Raw genomic sequence first — 17,609 nt, 5'->3', positions numbered from 1 at the left:
TTAACGGATAACTGTAATTGTACCTTGTTTAAGAGTTTCGTTGGCATTCTTGATAACATAATAGAATACCATATTTTGTTTAGCAAATGTTGTTGTAGATTCTGGCCAGTTGTTTTGGTAGCCATTTTCATTAAGTAACTCTACACCTTTATCCGTATAGATAACAACATTTATATCTTGTTTGTTAGAATAGGTATTTGGAATAACCCATTGGTCATTTGCTCCATCTCCGTTAGGAGTTATTACATTAGGAACATTAAATAAATCTTGATAAACTACCGTAAGTGGTTTGCTTATTTCGCAGTTATCAATATTTGCTATTAATACATATTCTCCTTCTTGCGTAAATGTGTATGAGTTAGTTGACCCTAATTCTATACCATTAGTATCTAACCAACGGTATGCTGTACCACCACTTGCAGTAACTGTTTTAGAACTACCTTCTGGAAAAATTATTTCTCCGTCTACATCTAAAGTTATAAGACTTGGGTCTAATGTAGAAATTACCACCTCATTAGAATATAAGGTACAACCGTTTTTATCTATAGCTAACCTATACGTTCCTGGCGCGGTAACATTTAATGTTGCTCCAGAAGTACTTACAGAAGAATTATTAAGTTCCCAAGCATATGTTTCTGTACTTAAATCTTTTGTTGTTGAAATAGTAATAACATCACTAGAGCTACAATAAATAGTACTTGTACTGCTAATAGTTACCGTTTCATTAGTTAATAATTGTACCGGCAATGTATCTGAAGTATCATTATAGGTTGCAATAGTACCCTCTATTGTATAATCACCATTCTCAGAGGTATCAGTTAAGCTAATAGTTTTACTAGTTGCTCCAGAAATATCTACACCATCTTTTTTCCATTGGTAGGTAAAACTGTCTATAATAGAAGTGGTAACATCTGTTTTACTACCGTCATCTGCTATAGCATTAATGGTTTTTACTTCTAAAACAATAGAGGTTGCAACACATGCCGTATAATTTGATTGATAATCTGCAATAATCTCAAAAGATGCAGGAACTACAGCTGTTGTTGTTTCAGAATTTCTTATGGTACCTGGGCAAGTACCACCTGACTGTGTTACTTCTACATAATAAGAACCTTCTTGTGTAATATCTAAAGTGCTATTTGTTGCGCCACTTATTATAGTATTGTTTCTATACCATTGGTAACTTGGTGTAATTGCTGTTGTAGATACACTTAAGGTTTCTGGTTGTGATGGTAACACCACTACATTGGCACTATTGTTTCTTGTTATTGTAAAATTATCAGCATTTGTTATGGTAACCGCACCAGATTTTTCGGTACAAATTCCTGCACCAGATATTTCTACTTGGTAATCTCCTTCAAATCCTGCAACGCTTGCATCAATTATAAACGTTTCTGTAATTGCTCCAGAAATAGCAGCACTATCTTTATACCATTGGTAAGACCAACTAGGGTCTGTTAAATTCATGGTAAGTGTTTCGGTATCTCCATTACATAAAGCAGTTTTAGAAGGGGAGTTAATTGCTATACCAGAACCTGTTGCTCCAATTGTAACATCTACCCAATTAGAATCTGTATTACCAGATCCAGTACATTCTGGACCATAATCTATAAACGCATTATAAATACCACTTTGGGTTACACTTATAGTATGTCCTTTTTCTGAAGTTAATTCGGTACCACTTCTATACCAAATGTATTGATACGTTTCAGGATTAGATATATTATCCACTTGTAGTGTAATAGGATTTTCACTACATATATTTCCTGGAGGAACACCATCACCAGCTTCACTAATATTTAAGTTATTTGTTACATCCATGTAATACATGCTGTATGCTGCAGACTCTGGACTAGTTTTTTCTGGATCCGTACTACGAACTCTCATTTTATACCCCTGCCCTCTTGTTGTTGTGGGTATAGCAAATTCTATATCAAAATCTGTAGTAGTGTTTTTATCGGTTGCTTTTGCTAACTCTGTTGGAGAACTAAAATCTCCATTAGCGTCTGAAAGTTCTAAAATAAATTCATTGTTAGTGTTTGCTGTACCTGCCCATTTAATGTTTGCATAGTATTGGTTAAAACCGCCATTACCTGCGCAAATATTTCCCCAAGGTGAGTTTCCGGATAGGTTTGGATTATCAGCAGGAGTTGGTGCATTTAATACAATTGCTTGTGCGCTAAGTGTTGTTGCACCAAGAAAAATAAAAAGCATTAAGAGTAATGCATTGCCGTAAGTTAGTCTTTGTTTCATAAGTAGATGTAGTTTTGGGTTACTACTATATTGGGCCGTATTTTTACTTAAAAGTGTTTTTACTGTCGTTCCATAACGTAAAAATTTTGAAAATAACGCATTTGAACCCCACTTTTTTACACTTTATAAGTAATAAACACAAATATGTTAATTATTTAAGGGCTATAGAATTTAATGTTGTATGGGTATTTAAATGTGTTGTGAAACGCATTTTTTATAGAGTCTGTACTTTTTAATGTACCAGTATTACTGCATTTTTGCTACTTTTGCAGACTAAAGATTAGAAAGAATGAGCGACGATTCAAAACCGTTAAATTTTATTGAGCATATTGTTGAGGAAGATCTAGCAAATAATTTTCCTAAAGAGCATTTGCGCTTTCGTTTTCCACCAGAACCAAATGGATATTTACACATAGGACATGCTAGTTCCATATCTTTAAATTTTGGACTTGGATTACGTTATAATGCACCTGTAAATCTGCGTTTTGATGATACAAACCCCGCAAAAGAAGAGCAAGAGTTTGTAGATGCTATTAAAAGAGACGTAGAGTGGTTAGGTTATCAATGGGATACCGAACGGTATGCGTCAGATTACTTCCAGCAACTATATGATTGGGCTATTTATTTAGTTAAAAAAGGAAAGGCATATGTAGATGATCAGTCTTCTGAAGAAATGGCAGCTCAAAAAGGCACACCTACAGATCCTGGGATGAATAGTCCTAATAGAGATCGTTCTGTAGAAGAAAATTTAGCGCTTTTTAATCAAATGAAAAAAGGAGATTTTGAAGAAGGAACTCATGTTCTACGTGCTAAAATAGATATGTCTTCTTCCAATATGCTTATGCGCGATCCTATCATGTATCGTGTGTTACACAAAGCACACCATAGAACAAATACCGATTGGTGTATTTACCCCATGTATGATTGGACCCATGGAGAGAGTGATTATATAGAACAGGTTTCGCATTCCTTTTGTACATTAGAATTTGCTATGCATCGCGAATTGTATGATTGGTTTTTAGACCAAGTATATGATGAGAAAAAAGTGAGGCCAAAACAAAGAGAGTTTGCTCGTAGAAATTTAAGTCATACTGTTGTTAGTAAAAGAAAATTGGCGCAATTAGTAGAAAATGGCGTGGTAAATTCTTGGGATGATCCAAGAATGCCAACCATTTCTGGGTTACGCAGAAGAGGGTATACTCCAGAATCTATCCGTAATTTTACAGAGACTATAGGTATAGCAAAAAGAGATAATTTAATTGATGTTTCTTTATTAGAATTTCAAGTTCGTAACCATTTAAATAAAATTGCTCCTAGAGTAATGGGTGTTTTAGACCCTTTAAAAGTGGTAATTACTAATTATCCGGAAGGAGAAGAGGAATGGTTAGACGCTGAAAATAATCCTGAAGATGAAACTGCTGGTTCTAGAAAAGTCCCTTTTTCTAGAGAGTTTTACATAGAAAAAGAAGATTTTAGAGAAGAAGCAAATAAGAAATTCTTTAGACTTAAGTTAGGTAAAGAGGTACGTTTAAAGAATGCATATATAATTAAGGCAGAGTCCTGTACAAAAGATACCGATGGGAATATTATAGAAGTACAATGTACCTATGACCCAAAAAGTAAGAGTGGTAGTGGCACAGAGGAGAGCCTTAGAAAAGTAAAAGGAACCTTACATTGGGTTTCTATAAAACATGCTTTGAAGGCAGAAGTTCGTTTATACGATCGTCTTTTTACAGAGGAAAGTCCAGATACCCATAAAGACAAGGATTTTATGGAATTTGTAAATCCAGATTCTTTACAAGTTATTACAGGATTGTTAGAACCACACCTTAAAGATGCAAAAATTGGAGATAGAGTTCAATTTCAACGTATGGGTTATTTTTGTGTAGATAAAGATTCTACCACCGAAAAATTAGTTTTTAACAAAACAGTTGGCTTAAGGGATTCTTGGGCAAAAATTTCTGAAAAATAGGAGTATAAATTTTATCAATACAATAAAAAATATCAATTGGTATTTTTTATTGTATTGCCTTTTTTTAAAGCGTTTTCACGTGTTTTTATATAATTTTAAGGTCAATATAAAGCTGTGTTCTATTAGAGTTATGTAACTGCTTTATTTTAGTTTTTTGACTTCTAAGAATGTCTTTTTTAATTGCAATACTAAATTTTGTATTTCTTCTATAGTATAAGAAGCAAAACCAAAGCGCATTCCATTGTGTCCGGAATTTATTGGATCATAATTTTTCCAATCAGTAATTACCAGCTTGTATTTTTGGGAAATTCTAGAAACATCTCCCCAATTGTATTTTTTATTAAGTTGTACCCAAACGGCCATACCTCCATTCGGAATTTCAAACTTTATAAATTCTGATACTTCTTCTTTTAACCGTTTACAGAAAAAATCTCTTCGTTCTTTATATATTTTTAAAACCTTATTGGTATGTCTTTGTAAATCTCCGCTTGCTATAAATTTAGAAAATGTAATTTCCAAAAGAGCATCTCCTTGCCTATCCATATATTTACGTCTTGTTGCTGCTTCATCAATTACATCTTTTGTCGCAATCATATAACCTACTCTAAATACTGGAGCAACACTTTTACATATGGATCCTAGATAAATTACATTTCCATTACAATCATGACTCGCTAATGGAAGAATTGGAGAATGGTTATAATGAAAGTCATAATCATAATCATCTTCCAAAATAGCAAATTTGTATTTTTCGGCTAATTGCAAAATTTTAATTCTACGTTCTGCCGATAAAGTGACCGTTGTAGGGTGATGATGGTGTGAGGTTATATAAATTGCTTTAATAGTATTTTCTGAGCATAATTTTTTTAATGATGAAATACAAAGACCATCGTTGTCTACAGGTATCCTTTTTATAGAGGCACCATGATTAAGAAAAGTTCTATCTGCAGATATGTAATTGGTATCTCCAACTACGATAATATCTTCTGGTTTGAGAATTAATTTCGCCGAAAGATATATTCCCATTTGGCTTCCTCGTGTAATTAGCACATTATCTTTTGTAATTTTTAATCCCCTTGTTTCATTTAAGTATTTTGCAATATTTTTCCTTAAATCCTTGTTCCCGTGTGCAGTACCATAATTAATAAACTGTAAGGTATTTTTTTTAACTACAACATTCCTATAAATAATAGCAAGTTCTTTTAGCGGAGCCAATCTTGTATCTGGAATACCATCATTTATATAAATGGTACTATTGGCTACTTTTTCTTCATGTGCTATTAAGTGCTTATTCTTATAAAATGAAAATCCAGCTTTTTCACTTTTAGTAGTTTTTTTATTTTGTAAAAAATCTTTTTGAACAATAATGGGAACCTTAGAACTCACAAAAGTTCCTTTTTGCGGCACTGTGGTAATCCAACCTTGTAGTTGTAATTCTTCATAGGAAGCAAGTACCGTTTTTCTATGAATTTCTAATAATTGAGATAATGTTCTTGAACTTGGCAATTTTGCTCCGGAAATTAATGTACCATCTTTTATTAAACCAATAAATGCGCTGGTTAACTGCAAGTATATGGCGGTATCTTTTTCTTTATTTATTTGAATGATAGATTTGTATGGAATCATCTGGACTATGTTCTATTTAAACACTGGATTACTTTGGTAGTCCACTAATATATTAATTTTACTCGATAATCGAGATTTTAATATTTCGACGCTTGCGTCGAAATTAAACATGAATTTCATTTCAATATATCATGAGCTTGCCCCGAGGTAGTTTATTATATCAATACGTGCTAATTTTAAATTAAAGGCTATGCTACAGATAAGACCAAGTTGCGAAAATTGTGATACATTTTTGCCAGCAGATAGTTTGGACGCAAGAATATGTACTTATGAATGTACTTTTTGTGAGGACTGTGTAACGAACATTTTACATAATGTTTGCCCTAATTGCGGTGGTGGTTTTGAAAAACGTCCAATTCGCCCTAAGAAGGAATTAAATAATAATCCTGCTACTGTCGTCAAGGTATTTAAACCAGTAGTACCAGAGAAATTTAAAATTGTATTAGAGGAATTTAAACATATAACACCGGAAAATAGATAAGGATGAAAACTTATAAAACTACAGATTTAAATAAAGTAAAGAGAGGCCCAAATAGAGCTTCCTATGATGTAGAAACTATACATACGATTATAGATGCTGGGTTTATAGCACATGTTGCCTATATCTACCATAATAAGGCAATTACAATACCTATGGCCTACACTAGAATAGAAGATAAAATGTATTTACACGGTTCTCTTAAAAACAGAATGCTAACTGCTTTGTTAGACGCTAAAGAGGCTAGTATGACAATTATGCATTTAGATGGATTGGTTCTTGCTCGTTCAGGGTTTCATCATTCTGTGAATTATAGGTCTGCTACCTTATTTGGTTCCGTAAAACGAATAGATAATTTAGAAGAAAAAGATAAAATTTTGGAGGCTATTGTAGATCAAATGATTCCAAATAGATGGGATAGTCTACGACCTATGTCTGATAAAGAACGTAATGCTACTTTGGTTGTAGAAATGACCATTGAAACTGCATCAGCTAAAATTAGAGATGTTGGTGTAGCCGATGAAAAAGCAGATGAAGATTTGCCAATTTGGGCGGGTATTATCCCCGTAAAACAAGTGGCTTTACCACCTATATCCGATGATAAGCTTTCTGATGAGGTTACTATTCCAAATCATGTTTTGGAGTATTATGAAGAAAACAAATTGTAATAAAAAACCCGTTTGAAAAATCTTCCAAACGGGCTTTTATTATTAATCCAGATTCTTAAGAATTATCAGAATTAGAAGGCCCTTTCTTCTTATTTACAATTCCTTTTTTAGCATTTTGTTCTTTCATAGCTTCTCCAATTTGGTTCGATGCTGTGAAAGATGCAATCATATTATTTAACATATCACTACCAGCTTGTGGTGAGTTTGGTAATAATATTAAGTTAGAGTTTGTTTCTTCTCCAATAGATTGTAATGTATCGTAATGTTGTGTAACAACAATAAGAGCAGATGCTTCTTGAGAGTTAATACCAACGTTATTTAAAACATCTACAGACTCTTCCAAACCACGAGCAATTTCACGTCTTTGGTCTGCAATACCTTGTCCTTGTAAACGCTTGCTCTCTGCTTCTGCCTTTGCTTTTTCTACAATTAAAATACGTGCAGCATCCCCTTCAAACTGCGCAGCAATTTTTTCACGTTCCGAAGCATTAATACGATTCATTGCTTCTTTTACCTGAGCATCTGGATCAATATCAGTTACTAAGGTTTTAATAATTGTAAAACCGTAATTGGTCATCGCTTCTTGTAGTTCTGCTTTTACCGCAATAGCAATATCATCTTTCTTTACAAAAACATCATCCAATTTCATTTTTGGAACTTCAGCTCGTACCACATCAAAAACATAAGAAGTTATTTGATCGTGTGGGTATTCTAATTTATAGAAGGCATCATATACTTTATCTTTATGAACAACATATTGTACAGATACTTTTATTTTGGTAAATACATCATCCAAAGTTTTGGTCTCTACAATTACATCTAATTGTTGGATTTTTAAACTTACACGTCCTGCAATACGCTGTACGATTGGAATTTTAAATTGCAATCCAGATTGGCGAATGCTGCTAAATTTACCGAAGCTTTCTATAATTACTGCGGTTTGTTGTTTTACAATAAAAATTCCAGAGAAAACAATTACTGCAACTAGTACTAGAATAGGTATTAATGTTAAATTCATGGTTATGTTGTTTTAAATTAAAAAATCAATTTACAAAGTCTTTCACTAATTTGTAGGTAAAATACTCTTTTTGTTACAGTTATTGCCAGATTATATATTTATAAGTCCAAAGTCTTATGTTCCTTAGCTTATATTCTATTTACATGTATTTATTGTTACGAGTCCTATTTTTCGTAACCATCAACTATAAAACCTGTATCGCTTTCTCTATTCTAGAAATACTTTCTTCTTTCCCTATCATTTCTAGTATATCAAAAATGTGAGGCCCTTTCATATCTCCAACAATAACTAAGCGGAGTGGAGGCATAACTTTACCAAAAGAAAGTTCTTTATCGGTTATCCATTGTTTTACAATAGTCTCTACGTTGTTAGAACTAAAATCTTGTATAGGATTAAGTACAGCTAATAGTTCTTTCATAATATCTGGCGTTCCTTCCTTCCATTGCTTTTTAGTTGCTTTTTCAGGATAGGAGGTAGGGGCTGCAAAAAAATAATCGCTTAAATTCCAAAAATCTTTTACAAAAACTGCACGTTCTTTAATTAATGAAACTACTTTTTCTAAATACTCAGCTTTGCTTTCTATTCCTTGTGCAGCAACAATAGGTTGGAATAATTGTGCCAATTTTTGATTATTTGCTTCTTGTAAATAGTTTTGGTTATACCATTTTGTTTTATCTGGATCAAAACGAGCTCCAGATTTATTTACACGTTCTAAACTAAATTCATTTACTAACTCCTCTAAGCTAAAAATTTCTTGTTCGGTTCCAGGATTCCATCCTAATAAGGCTAAAAAGTTTACTACAGCTTCCGGAAAATATCCTTCTTCTTTATACCCAATAGATTCGTTCCAAGATAAAGGGAATACTGGGAAGCCTAATTTTTCACCATCTCTTTTGCTTAATTTTCCTTTACCAACAGGTTTCATAATTAATGGTAAATGCGCAAAAGTAGGAGCTGTCCATCCAAAAGCGTCATACAATTGTTGGTGTAGTGCAAGGGAAGGCAACCATTCTTCTCCACGAATAACGTGGCTAATTTCCATTAAATGGTCATCAACAATATTTGCTAAATGATAGGTTGGCATACCATCGCTCTTAAAAAGAACTTTATCATCTAACACATTGGTATCTATTGTAATAGTTCCACGAATAACATCTTGTAAAATTAGAGTTTCATTTTCTGGTGTTTTAAAACGTATAACATAAGCTTCACCTGCATCTAGCTTTGCTTGCGTCTCTTCTTTAGATAGGGCAAGAGAGTTATCTAACTTTAATCTATTATGCCAGTTGTAAATAAAGGTTTTACCATTTTCTTCGTGTTCCTTTCTATGTGTATTTAAGCTATCTGCAGTATCAAATGCATAATATGCCATGCCTTTTTCTATAAGTTCATCGGCATATTTTTTGTACAAATGTTTACGTTCACTTTGTCTGTAAGGTCCAAAAGAACCTTTTTTTTGAGACTCGCTGAGCGTAGCCGAAGTGGGGCCTTCATCAAAAGAAAGTCCGCACCAGTTTAGTGCATCTACAATATATTTTTCTGCACCTTCTACATATCTGTTTTGGTCTGTATCTTCAATTCTAAGAATAAAATCACCACCATTTTTTTTTGCAAATAAATAATTAAATAGAGCAGTACGTACACCGCCAATATGTAAAGGTCCGGTAGGACTAGGTGCAAAACGTACACGAACTTTGTTATGAGCCATTATTTTCTAATTTTAAAGTGTAAAGATAGGTTTAACGGCCTTAAACCCCAAAGCCCTTTTTTTGTAACTTTGGTATAAATTTATTTGTATTGCATAGCTACCAAAATGTACTATTTAAAATAAACCTCTTTATTCGTAAGTATTATACCAATATGCTTATTAAAGGGGCTTTACTTTTTATAGCTTTTGGTTTTCTTTTTTTAATTGCAGTACTTGGAGTAGAGTATTTTCTATGGCTTAATTCTACTGGCAGACTTTTATTATTCCTATTGGGAATAGGTATTATTACATATCTTCTTATAAAATATATATGTATTCCTCTATTTTATTTATTTAAACTTAAAAAAGGGCTGTCTAATAAAGATGCCTCTGTTTTAATTGGCAAACATTTTCCTGAAGTAGGGGACAAGTTGTATAATCTTTTAGATTTGGAGGAAGACCCCAATAAATCAGAATTATTAGTAGCAAGTATTGAACAACGAAGTAAAAATTTACAACCTATACCTTTTGTAAATGCGGTTACTTTTAAAGACGGATTTAAATATATTAAATATGCTGTAATTCCTCTAGTTATAATTTTAGTTATTGATTTAACAGGAAATTTAAAATCATATTTTGATTCTTATAAGAGAGTTGTTAATTATGATTTAGCATATGAACCCCCAGCACCTTTTTCTTTTCATTTATTGTCTACTAATTTAACCGTTTTAGAAAACCAAGATTTTACAATAAAAGTAAATGTTGTTGGTAAAATAAGACCAGACGAAGTTTATATTGTTGTAGATGGTAAAGAAATGTTATTACAAGAAAATAATGGGGAATATGAATATACTCTTAATGCACCTTTAGTTTCAAATACTTTTTATTTTACTGGAAATGAAGTTACCTCTAAAGCTTATTCACTTATTGCATTAAAAACACCAGGCATTGAAAAATTTAAAATGATTTTAGACTATCCAAATTATACAGGATTGTCTAATGAAATTATTGAAAGTACTGGTAATGCAAGTTTCCCAGAGGGGACAAAAGTAAGTTGGAATATTATTGGGAAAAATACCGATGCTATTCATATGAACACAAAAGATTCTACATATATTTTTAATAAAAATGAGAACAAGCATACACTTTCGGAACGTATATATAAGGATACAAAATATTCACTTACTACCTCTAATAAAAATATAGCAGATTTTGAAAAACTTATTTATACTTTTAAAGTTGTAAAAGATGCTAGTCCTACTATTACTGTTAATCGAATTAAAGATAGTTTAAATCCTAATATTTCCTATTTTGTTGGTAATGCTACAGATGATTATAAGTTAAAAGAACTTAAGGTAGTTTGCTATGAAAAAAGCCAACAAAACACATCGCAAAGTGTTGTCTTAGAAGAATTTAACACTAATTACAGTCAATTTTACTATACTTTTCCTTCTGGCTTTTCTTTAGAGAAAGGCAAGGAGTATAGTCTTTACTTTGAAGTAACAGATAATGATGCTTTACACAACGGAAAAACCACAAAAAGCGAAGTATTTAATTTTGGTTTATTAGAGGATAATGAATTAAAAAATAAAGAATTAGAATCTCAAAAATCTTTGATCAATAATTTAGATAAATCTTTAGAAAATGCTAAAGAACAAAAGCAAAGTCTTAAAGAAATTAATAACAATCATAAAGAAAAGGAAAACCTTAATTATAACGAGAAAAGAAACATTCAAGATTTTCTAGAAAAACAACAAGAGCAAGAGTCTTTAATGCAAAAGTTTAGTAAAGAACTTAAAGAGAATTTAAATAAACAGGACAAAGATTCTGAGAAGAATAAGTTGTTACAAGAACGTTTAGAGAGACAAGAACTACAAGCCAAAAAAAATCAAAAATTATTAGAAGATTTAAAGAAGGTTGCTAATAAAATTAATAAAGAAGACTTATCTAAAAAGTTAGAAGACATTGCTAAAAAGCAAAAAAATAGTGAACGTAATTTAGAGCAATTATTGGAACTCACAAAACGGTATTATGTTACAGAAAAATTAAATCAACTTTCTAAGGATTTAAAAGACCTTTCTGAAAAACAAGAAAAATTATCCAATAACAATAATGAAGAAAAAGCTTTAGAGGAACAATTGAAATTAAACAAAGAGTTCCAAGAAATATCTAAAGATTTAGAAGAATTGCAAAAGGATAATCAGGACTTAAAAAAGCCATTAGATTTAGAAACCAATCCTGAAAAACAAGATGCTATTACTAATGACCAGCAAGATGCAAAAGTTTCCTTAGAACAAAAAAACCAACAGGCCTCTAAAGAGGGTAAAGATAAAGAATCAAAAAAGGCTAGTTCTAAACAAAAATCTGCTGCACAAAAAATGAAAGAATTAAGTGAAGCTATGGAACAGAGTTCTAGTGCTTCTAGTGATTCTTCCTCTGTAGCTGAAGATGCGGAAATGTTACGCCAAATTTTAGACAATCTTATTACTTTCTCTTTTAAGCAAGAAGCACTTTATAAAAAAATGAACATCCAAGATGCTGATGCTAATGTTTTTGGCAATAATATTAAAGAACAACAACAGTTACGATTATTATTTGAACATGTAGATGATAGTCTTTTTGCACTTTCTTTGCGTAGAGAAGAATTGTCAGAATTTGTTAATGAACAAATTACGGAGGTTTATTACAATGTAGACAAAGCTTTAGAAAATGTTGCCGATGGTCGTTTATACCAAGGCGCATCTAATCAAAAATATGTTATAACCGCAGCTAATAGTTTATCGGATTTTCTTGTTAATATTTTAGACAATATGCAACAAAGTATGCAAATGGGAAAAGGAGAGGGAGATAGTCAACAAGGTTTTCAACTTCCAGATATAATAAAATCTCAAGGCGATTTAAAAAAGAAAATGGACGGCAGTGGCAAACCAGGTCAGGGAAACCCTGGAGGCAAATCTGGTCAAGGTAAGAGCGGTTCTGATGGTGAAAAAGGAAAAGAAGGTTCTAAGCCTGGTAGTGAAAATGGTTCTACTTCTAACAATGGTAAAAATGGTACTGAGGGTAAGAACGGAAAAGGAAACAAAGGTAAAAATGGAGAAGGAGAAGGAGGTCAAGGAGAAGGCAACGGTAGTTCCAGTGGAGATGGATTAAATGAGTCTGAATTAAAAGAAATCTATGAAATTTATAAATCACAACAAACTATTCGTAGAGCACTAGAAGAACAACTTTCTAATATGATTAACGAAGGAGATAGAGAACTTGGAAAAAAGTTAATACAACAAATGCAAGATTTTGAGAATGATTTATTAGAGAATGGTATAACTAAACGCACTACTACTAAATCTATTGTTATCCAATATGAACTTCTTAAGTTAGAAAATGCCGCTCTTAAAAAGGGAAAAAAATCCGAAAGAGAAAGTAATTCAAATAAAAACACTTTTGTAAACCCTATACTTACTAAGCCCTCATTATTAGAGGATTATCATAATGAAACCGAAATATTAAATAAACAAAGCTTACCTTTGCGCCACATTTTTAAAAACCGTGTAAAATTGTATTTTAAGTCTAATGATTAATTTTAATTACGAAACAAATTTTAGTCCTATTGATGCTACTGTTTATAGCAATTGGATTATTTCTATTCTAGAATCTGAAAACTTTATTCTAGGAAATTTAGAATATATTTTTTGTGATGATGCTTACTTGTTAAAAATTAATCAAGAGTATTTAAATCATGATACGTTTACAGACATTATAACTTTTGATTATTCGGAAGGGAAAACTATTGGAGGAGATATATTTATTTCTATTGAAAGAGTAAAAGAAAATGCTTCTAATTTTAATGTAAATTTTACAAATGAATTGCAACGTATTATGGCACATGGTATTTTACATTTACTAGGATTTAAAGATAAAACTAAAGAGGAATCTTTAGTTATGAGAAAAAAAGAAGAGGAAAAAATTAAAATGTTCCACGTGGAACAATAAGATTATGTTTGGAGAAATTTATGATGTTATCGTTGTAGGAGGTGGTCATGCTGGAGCAGAAGCTGCAGCAGCAGCAGCTAATATGGGTTCTAAAACTTTATTAGCAACAATGAACTTAGAAACCATTGGTCAAATGTCTTGTAATCCTGCTATGGGTGGTATTGCAAAAGGGCAAATTGTTCGTGAGATTGATGCGCTTGGAGGTTATAGTGGTATTATTACAGATAAGTCTGCCATACAATTTAAGATGCTAAATAAATCTAAAGGGCCTGCAATGTGGAGTCCTCGTGCGCAAAGTGATCGAAGACGTTTCTCTGAGGAATGGCGTCTTATGTTAGAGCGCACGCCTAATGTTGATTTTTACCAAGAAATGATTTCTGGTTTACTTATAGAAAATAATAAAGTTGTTGGTGTAAAAACTTCTTTAGGAATAGAAATTAAAAGTAAGTCTGTAGTACTTACTAATGGAACTTTTTTAAACGGACTTATTCATATTGGAGAAAAACAATTTGGTGGTGGTAGAGCAGGGGAGAAAGCTGCTACTGGAATAACGGAACAATTAGTTGGCATTGGCTTTGAAAGTGGTAGAATGAAAACGGGTACACCACCAAGGGTAGATGGTAGATCCTTAGATTATTCTAAAATGATTGTGCAACCCGGTGATGCAAGACCTGAAAAATTCTCTTATTTAGATACTAATTTTTTAACAAACCAAAGGGATTGTCATATGACCCATACTTCTGAAATGGTTCATGATTTATTACGCGAGGGTTTTGATAGATCTCCAATGTTCAATGGTAGAATTAAAAGTTTAGGTCCGCGTTATTGTCCCTCCATTGAGGATAAGATTAATAGGTTTGCTGATAAGAATAGTCATCAAATTTTTGTAGAACCAGAAGGTTGGGATACCGTAGAGGTTTATGTAAATGGGTTTTCCACATCATTACCAGAAGATGTTCAATTTAAAGCATTACGTTCTGTTGTTGGTTTTGAAAACGTAAAATTCTTTAGACCTGGGTATGCTATAGAATATGATTATTTTCCGCCAACCCAATTAAAGCATTCTTTAGAAACAAAATTAATTGATAATTTATATTTTGCTGGCCAAATAAACGGTACTACAGGTTACGAAGAAGCAGCTTCTCAAGGATTAATGGCAGGTATTAATGCGCATCTTAAAATAAATAATAAAGAACCTTTTATTTTAAAAAGAGATGAGGCATACATAGGAGTTTTAATTGACGATTTAATTACTAAAGGCACAGAAGAACCTTATCGTATGTTTACTTCTCGTGCAGAGTACAGAACATTGTTACGACAAGATAATGCAGATTTGCGTTTAACTCCACTTGGTTATGAATTAGGAATTGCAAAGAAAGAGCGTCTTATTAAGATGGAAGAGAAGGAAGCAAAATCTAATATGTTTGTAGATTTCTTTAAAAATACCAGTGTTATTCCAGAGGATATAAATCCAATATTGGAGAATGTTAATTCTGCTTTAGTAAAACAATCCGATAAGATGTTTAAGGTGTTTTCTAGACCTAAAGTAAAGATGGAAGATATGCTAAAATTAGATAAAGTTTCTTCCTTTGTTAAAGAACATAATCTTAATAGAGAGGTTTTGGAACAAACAGAAGTACAGGTAAAATATGCGGGTTATATAGCTAAAGAAAAAAATAATGCAGATAAATTACAACGTTTAGAGAACGTTAAAATACCTTCTAATTTTGACTATACTAAACTTAAGTCTTTGTCTTACGAGGCAAGAGAAAAACTTACTGCAATACAACCAGCAACTATTTCTCAAGCATCTAGAATAAGTGGCATTAAACCAAGCGACATTAGTGTGCTTTTAGTATTTATGGGACGATGATGCAATCTCTTTTTTTTAAGCAAAAGAAACCTTTAACGGTTGTTATTCTTGGTTATATTTTATTAGCAGTTTTACTCTCCCTTTTGGCAACTAATTCTGGGCCCTTAAATCAACATATTGTTTTAGGATTTCTTTCTTTGCTACTTATTGGTTATTCTAATTCTTACGAGGTATTACATAAATTTAAACTGTATAAACATTTTAAATTTTTTGGAATTACTCTTTTTAAAAGTAAGGTTGTATTTCCCTTGCCAGATTATTTAATTGTTTTTTCTGCTAAATATAAGCAAGGAGCAGAGTGGGGTTCTGTTGCTGCAATGGGAAAAGAGCGTGGTGGTGATAATTATGTTATTAGATTGTTTAAAGGAAATAAACATTTTACTATTTATCGTACGAATACTATAGAGGTGGCCAATAACAAAGCAACAGAATTGTCTAATTTTCTGGCTATAGAAATTCGCGGTGAGAACTAAATTGTTCCACGTGGAACAATTTTAAAATTATTTTTTTGGCTTAGTTTTTGATGCATATAAGCAACTTAATATGCCATTAAAAAATGAAGAAACTTCTCTATGTCATTGCTTCTGTTACTTTCCTTAATTCTTGTATTCCTATTCGTATAGCACCAAGTATTTCTGATTATAATGTTACCAAAGGAAAAAAATTTAAAAGAAGCCTATCCAAAAGGCAAATGTTTATTTTTGAAGACCCAAAGGAAGTAAATCAATTTTATAATTATGTGAATACTAAATATGATTTACAGCATATAGATGTTTATGATAATGTTCCTTTTAAAATTAATGACGAACAATATTTCTTTTCTTTTTATGAAGTAGAAATTCCGGACAAAGCTATAAATTTAGCACCCATGATTACAAGTGTGATGTTTAATGCTTTAATAGGTAACTTAGAAGATGCAGATATTGAGGATCCAACTATGTCAAGAAACGGAAATTGGTATTTAGCAATAGAAGTGTATAGCGATCTAGAAAAAGATTGTTTAGAAATAAATTCACTTTCTAGAGAAGTTGTTTTAAAGTATCTTTGCACTTTGAAAAAAGAATATTTGTCTACGCACAATTACAATGAAATTGTATTTAAAAACTAAAGATTTTTTAATAACGGGTGAGGAGTTTCAATTAGAGCATGATTCTGATTTGGATATGTTGGTAACAAAACCACAGCCAAATAATTTAGATATGTATTATGAGAGTGATGCTTATATTTCACATTCCGACGCTTCTATTTCTTTGCTAGATAAAATTTACCAAGTCGTAAAAAAATATAGTATTCAAAAAAAAGTCTCACTAATTAATTCTTATAGAACTTCAGATAAAAATGTATTAGATGTTGGAGCAGGTACAGGAGACTTTTTGTTAGGAGCAAAAAATGGAGGTTGGCAAGTTTGTGGAATGGAACCAAATTCTAATGCAATTACAAAAGCATCGGAAAAAGGAATTACTCTATATTCAGACTTTACGGAATTAAAAAACAAAAAGTTTAATGTAATTACTCTTTGGCATGTTTTAGAACACCTTCCAAATTTAGAAGAGCAAATTCAAAATCTAAAAAAATTACTTGCAGAAAATGGCACTTTAATTATTGCCGTTCCAAACTATAAATCTTTTGATGCAAAATGGTATAAAGAAAATTGGGCAGCTTATGATGTGCCAAGACATCTTTGGCATTTTTCGAGAACATCTATCTCTAAACTATTTTCTTCTCATAGTATGAAAGTTGTAAAAACTAAACCCATGTGGTTCGATTCCTTTTATGTATCTATTTTATCAGAAGAGCATCAACCTACAAAAAAAAATATTTTTAGAGCATTTATGGTAGGCTTGTGGTCTAATCTTAAGGCAGTCTTTACAAAAGAATATTCTTCTGTAATATATATACTTAAAAATGCTTAATTCTTGTTTTAAAGAGGTTTAGTGGCTTTTTGTGGTTAGAAAAGTATATTGTAGTCAAGATTTTTATAAGCGTTGTTAAATCTATCAATTTAAAATCATTTAACATAATTAAAACTTATTATAAACCATTTTTT

13 protein-coding genes are annotated in these 17,609 nt (G+C 31.8%); 9 read left to right on the top strand and 4 right to left on the bottom strand.

The annotated features are described in order from the left end of the window. Entirely contained in the window at nucleotides 1–2,253 is a 2,253-nt protein-coding gene (locus tag CLV91_RS04385; RefSeq protein WP_245987138.1) for a T9SS type B sorting domain-containing protein, read from the bottom strand. A gap of 289 nt (nucleotides 2,254–2,542) precedes the next feature. Between CLV91_RS04385 and CLV91_RS04380 the strand changes: the two genes are divergently transcribed. After that, a complete protein-coding gene (locus CLV91_RS04380; protein WP_121064354.1) occupies nucleotides 2,543–4,225 on the top strand; it encodes a glutamine--tRNA ligase/YqeY domain fusion protein in 1,683 nt (560 codons plus the stop codon). Nucleotides 4,226–4,366: 141 nt separating this feature from the next. Here CLV91_RS04380 and pdxR read toward each other — a convergent pair whose 3' ends face one another. Continuing rightward, nucleotides 4,367–5,851, bottom strand: coding sequence for a MocR-like pyridoxine biosynthesis transcription factor PdxR (gene pdxR / locus CLV91_RS04375; protein WP_121064352.1), 1,485 nt, complete (start codon nucleotides 5,849–5,851; stop codon nucleotides 4,367–4,369). A gap of 190 nt (nucleotides 5,852–6,041) precedes the next feature. Between pdxR and CLV91_RS04370 the strand changes: the two genes are divergently transcribed. Beyond that, entirely contained in the window at nucleotides 6,042–6,332 is a 291-nt protein-coding gene (locus CLV91_RS04370; protein ID WP_121064350.1) for a DUF1272 domain-containing protein, read from the top strand. Between the two features lie 2 nt (nucleotides 6,333–6,334). Further along, nucleotides 6,335–6,997 (top strand): pyridoxamine 5'-phosphate oxidase family protein, encoded by a 663-nt coding sequence (locus CLV91_RS04365; protein WP_121064348.1) that lies wholly within the window; start codon nucleotides 6,335–6,337, stop codon nucleotides 6,995–6,997. A 55-nt stretch (nucleotides 6,998–7,052) separates the two neighbouring features. On the opposite strand, the gene CLV91_RS04360 is transcribed toward CLV91_RS04365, so the two are convergent. Together CLV91_RS04360 and gltX are read right to left on the bottom strand one after the other, a co-directional pair. Continuing rightward, entirely contained in the window at nucleotides 7,053–8,015 is a 963-nt protein-coding gene (locus tag CLV91_RS04360; RefSeq protein ID WP_121064346.1) for an SPFH domain-containing protein, read from the bottom strand. Nucleotides 8,016–8,199: 184 nt separating this feature from the next. After that, nucleotides 8,200–9,723, bottom strand: coding sequence for a glutamate--tRNA ligase (gene gltX, locus CLV91_RS04355; protein ID WP_121064344.1), 1,524 nt, complete (start codon nucleotides 9,721–9,723; stop codon nucleotides 8,200–8,202). Between the two features lie 152 nt (nucleotides 9,724–9,875). On the opposite strand from gltX, the gene CLV91_RS04350 reads away from it, so the two are divergent. The 6 genes from CLV91_RS04350 to CLV91_RS04325 all read left to right on the top strand — a co-directional run bounded on the left by CLV91_RS04350 (nucleotide 9,876) and on the right by CLV91_RS04325 (nucleotide 17,475). Then, on the top strand, nucleotides 9,876–13,277 hold the full coding sequence (locus tag CLV91_RS04350; RefSeq protein WP_245987137.1) for a hypothetical protein: 3,402 nt from the start codon (nucleotides 9,876–9,878) through the stop codon (nucleotides 13,275–13,277). After that, a complete protein-coding gene (gene ybeY / locus CLV91_RS04345) occupies nucleotides 13,270–13,689 on the top strand; it encodes an rRNA maturation RNase YbeY (RefSeq protein ID WP_121064340.1) in 420 nt (139 codons plus the stop codon). The genes CLV91_RS04350 and ybeY overlap by 8 nt, the downstream gene beginning before the upstream one ends. A gap of 4 nt (nucleotides 13,690–13,693) precedes the next feature. After that, a complete protein-coding gene (gene mnmG, locus CLV91_RS04340) occupies nucleotides 13,694–15,562 on the top strand; it encodes a tRNA uridine-5-carboxymethylaminomethyl(34) synthesis enzyme MnmG (protein WP_121064338.1) in 1,869 nt (622 codons plus the stop codon). After that, nucleotides 15,559–16,035: a hypothetical protein gene (locus CLV91_RS04335; RefSeq protein ID WP_121064336.1), complete on the top strand. Its 477-nt coding sequence runs from the start codon at nucleotides 15,559–15,561 to the stop codon at nucleotides 16,033–16,035. Before mnmG ends, CLV91_RS04335 begins: the two co-directional genes overlap by 4 nt. Before the next feature lie 83 nt (nucleotides 16,036–16,118). Continuing rightward, nucleotides 16,119–16,670, top strand: coding sequence for a hypothetical protein (locus CLV91_RS04330; protein ID WP_121064334.1), 552 nt, complete (start codon nucleotides 16,119–16,121; stop codon nucleotides 16,668–16,670). Continuing rightward, entirely contained in the window at nucleotides 16,648–17,475 is an 828-nt protein-coding gene (locus CLV91_RS04325) for a class I SAM-dependent methyltransferase (protein ID WP_121064332.1), read from the top strand. Before CLV91_RS04330 ends, CLV91_RS04325 begins: the two co-directional genes overlap by 23 nt. Nucleotides 17,476–17,609: the final 134 nt, after the last annotated feature.

The organism is Maribacter vaceletii, from assembly GCF_003634105.1.
GTDB classification, from domain to species: Bacteria; Bacteroidota; Bacteroidia; order Flavobacteriales; family Flavobacteriaceae; genus Maribacter_B; species Maribacter_B vaceletii.
The sequence above is the reverse complement of the archived record's forward strand: the minus strand, read 5'-3'. Positions and strand labels throughout refer to the sequence as shown.